Source organism: Frankia sp. CeTa3Moorea, assembly GCF_978021225.1.
The window spans coordinates 4,435-7,735 of sequence record NZ_CDXDOR010000201.1 but is presented as its reverse complement, the minus strand read 5'-3'; the positions used below and the strand labels follow the sequence as shown (position 1 = coordinate 7,735).

The window sequence follows — 3,301 nt, the reverse complement described above, 5'->3', positions numbered from 1 at the left end:
GCCTGGGCGGTGGCGGGCAGCACGGCCGCGCTGGCGGCCGCTACGGCCGATACGGCCAGGGCACGGTAAATGGTGCGCATGATGGTCTCCCTTTTCGGTGTGTTCTTGGATGGTTTTCTCTTCCGCCCCGTCACATGCGGTCAGCGTAGCTGCGCAGTAATAGGGCGAGCTCGGGGCAAGGCTGCGAGCTGGAGCCGGTGGGCGGTATCCAGCTCTGCGTGGTATTGGCGGTTGAGCCGCTCGGCGTGCTCCAGGTCGAGCGCCTTGGCTTTCGCGGCCAGACCGGAAACGGCAGCGCAGCGTGCCTCGGTGACGGCAAGTCCGATCTCCTGCTCACGGGGCAGCAAGGTCTCTTTCTGGTCCGGCAGGGCCTTCTCACGGAGCTCGGCAGGGCTGCGGTAAGGGCGACCGGCGGCGCGCATACATTCAGCCCACGGTTTGACGGCCTGGTCGAACCGCGGGTCTGCCAGCACGTGCTGTGAGCGGACCTGCGGGAGGGATTCCATGGTTACCTTCGCCTGGAACCAGGTAGGAAGGTCACCGTAGAGGGTGCGCTCGGCTTCCGACTGACAGCCCTGGGAGCTGCGCTGCAGCACCATGCCGTCAGGAGCGCGAGCGGTGACTTCAACAGGGTTCTGACCGTTTGCGGCCTTCAGGGCCTGCGCTCGGCGGGTGGGCGGCAGAGAGCGGAAGTACTTCTGGTTGACATCGGACTCGCGGGCCTTGGCCAACTCATCCTGAATGTCACTGCCGTAGCCGTGCCGGCGAGCCCAGGACAGATCATCGATGACGTAGGGAAACTCTCGGGCGTCGGGGACGGGAAACTGGGGAACGGGGTGATAGTTGAAGCCGTGTGCCCCCATGCAGTTGCGCAGCAGGATTTGTTCCGCCTCATACAGCGTGGTCTTATCCTGCGCGGTGAGTTCCCGCACCACCGGACTGAGGCCCGGGCCGCTGACGTGCTCCTGCTGTTGCCCGGACACGCCACCCAGCACGCCTGCACTCGCCGTGGAGACGGCGAATGCTGTGGCCAGCAGAAGCCCCGCGTTGCGCCTCAGTCTTTTCATGACGACCCTCCCTTCCGCTGTCATGCGCGGGAAGCTAATATCGCTTCTTCTTTCTTTTCGTGAGGGCAGCATAGATCGGGTACACCGGCGTGTGACCCTGCCAGATGACAGGGTCACACCAGAACCAGAATCTGAAACTTGATGCCGTCAGACGGCACGGCGGGCTGCCCTGCACCTCTGGTGATCCATGGTGATCCAGGTGGTGGGCAAACACCTTCGGCGGGCATCCCGCATGGTGAGCGCCCGCCTGCTCTGTGCCAGGTTCACGCCGGACCCTCCCCCACCCCACCAAAAACGCCGATAATGAGCATTATGTCAAGTAGAGCCGGTCGCAGGGTCTCCCCTCCTCGGCACCGTGCCGCTCAGCCGCAGTTGATCGACCGGCCCGGATGAACGTGACACACCTCGACCCACACACGTCGAACCCCGCCGCCGCCGGTCATCCGGAGCTTCCACGCCAGCTCTACGAGGCTTTCACGTCTACTAATGATCAACTGGTTTGGCTCCCACTCCCCTGATGCTGTTTGGGGTTTTTATTTTTGATCATGGGATGCGAAGTGTCGTCAACACCGTTGATTATCTTGAAACGAGACGGTAGACGATTGTGCGAGCGCTGGCTGGACTCCATCGGCCAGCCGTCGGCCGACGAATTTGGGGGACCTAGGCACGGTCTGCGGTCCCCAAACCGTGACTGGCTCCCCATAATTCGGCCACCGTCCGGATAACCTCCCCACCCGATGCGCCTACCCAGAGGCTCCGGGTGACCGGGCGGGCAGGTTGTGCAGACCGGCCTGGGCGGCGGCCGCCGTGCAGTATCCGGTGGACGGCGGCCAGATCCCAGCTGGCGCCGATCCGGATACCGGCGGCGAGCGGCACGCGCGCCGCGGACCGCGCCGACCACCAGACCCAGCGGGGTGCCAGCAACGCCTCGATCCCGGCGAGCACCCGCGCGATCTGGCCGGCCCCGGCCAGCGGATCCCGGCGGGCGAACCCGTCGGCCCGCAGCCGGGCGAGCCGGCCCGACTCCGGGTAGGACGGGGATGCCAACGTCACTGGTCGATTCTCACCGGCGGGCCCGACAGTTCACGCCCCTCCGGACCGCTTCTCACGGTCGCCGCACCGGTGCTCACGGTAGCAGCACCAGGGTCCGCGGCGCCTCCAGCGGCCGGTGGCAGCCCGGTGACGCGACGCGCCCGAAGAGCTACAAAGCCGAAATGCCCACGTTGGAAACGTTGAGCGGCAAGAATCCGACGACGGGAGATCGGAACCTTCGCGGGAAGAGGCGGTTTCATGGCAGGGCGGGACAGCGAGTACGAACGCCCCATCCTGCTCAGCTGCGGCGGCTGCGACGTACGCTGGACGGCGCTGACCGCGGCGCACTGCCCGTCCTGCCACGAGACCTTCGCCGGCACCACCACCGGCTTCGACGCGCATCGGGTGAAGGGGACCTGCCTTTCCCCGGAACGGGCCGGGTTGCGCCGCGACCGCGGATACTGGCTCAGCGGAGACGAACAGCCGCCCGGCCGCATCCTGCGGGTCTCCGACCGGCGGGGCGGTTCGGCCGGCCCCGCGGGCGCCGCCGGCGGCGGCGGCGGAGGCGGAGGCGGCGGAGGCGGCGCGGTACGGATGGCCGGCTGACCGAGCCCTCCCCTCACCGGACGGTAGGCGGATCCCACCTGCCGCCTGCGGCCGGGACTGGATGGCCGAGCCGGTCGCAGCAGGCACGACGCCAGGCACGACGCCAGGCATGGTGGTAGGGACGTGCCACCGTCACGGTGTAGTGGACGGACGGGGTAAAGGATGCCCGTCAGTGAAGATTCGACCGAGGTGGCACGCTCAAAGCCCGTGCCGGTTTTTCTCCGGCCAAGCTACGACGTTCGGCGTCGTTTCTCAAAGGACCGCGCCCGCGTCCACGCGGCGGGCGGCGATCCGTTTGGCGGTGGGCCACCGCACGTCGTGCACCCAGCCGAGCTTCTCGAACAGGCGGATGAGTGCGGCGCTGGGATCGATCTGGCCGGGCAGGACGCCGTGGCGGGCGCTGGTGGGGTCGGCGTGGTGCAGGTTGTGCCACGACTCCCCCAGCGAGGGTATGGCCAGCCACCACACGTTGCTGGAGCGGTCCCGGGCCGCGAACGGTCGGGTGCCGATCGTGTGGCAGATCGAGTTGATGGAGAAGGTGACGTGGTGCAGCAGCGCGATACGGACCAGCGCCCCCCAGAACAACGCGGTCGCCG

At 67.4% G+C, this 3,301-nt stretch carries 3 protein-coding genes and 1 pseudogene; 1 reads left to right on the top strand and 3 read right to left on the bottom strand.

Going from position 1 to position 3,301, the window contains the following annotated elements; genetic code table 11:
* Nucleotides 1-140: 140 nt before the first annotated feature.
* Complete coding sequence (locus AC08OV_RS22335; RefSeq protein ID WP_476615973.1) at nucleotides 141-1,067, bottom strand: hypothetical protein; 927 nt, start codon at nucleotides 1,065-1,067, stop codon at nucleotides 141-143.
* 660 nt (nucleotides 1,068-1,727) lie between these two features.
* On the bottom strand, nucleotides 1,728-2,120 hold the full coding sequence (locus AC08OV_RS22330; RefSeq protein WP_476615972.1) for a hypothetical protein: 393 nt from the start codon (nucleotides 2,118-2,120) through the stop codon (nucleotides 1,728-1,730).
* 237 nt (nucleotides 2,121-2,357) lie between these two features.
* On the opposite strand from AC08OV_RS22330, the gene AC08OV_RS22325 reads away from it, so the two are divergent.
* Nucleotides 2,358-2,705 (top strand): FDXHR family putative zinc-binding protein, encoded by a 348-nt coding sequence (locus tag AC08OV_RS22325; protein ID WP_476615971.1) that lies wholly within the window; start codon nucleotides 2,358-2,360, stop codon nucleotides 2,703-2,705.
* 252 nt (nucleotides 2,706-2,957) lie between these two features.
* Here AC08OV_RS22325 and AC08OV_RS22320 read toward each other — a convergent pair.
* Nucleotides 2,958-3,301: pseudogene (locus AC08OV_RS22320) on the bottom strand (acyl-CoA desaturase); the annotation flags it as partial.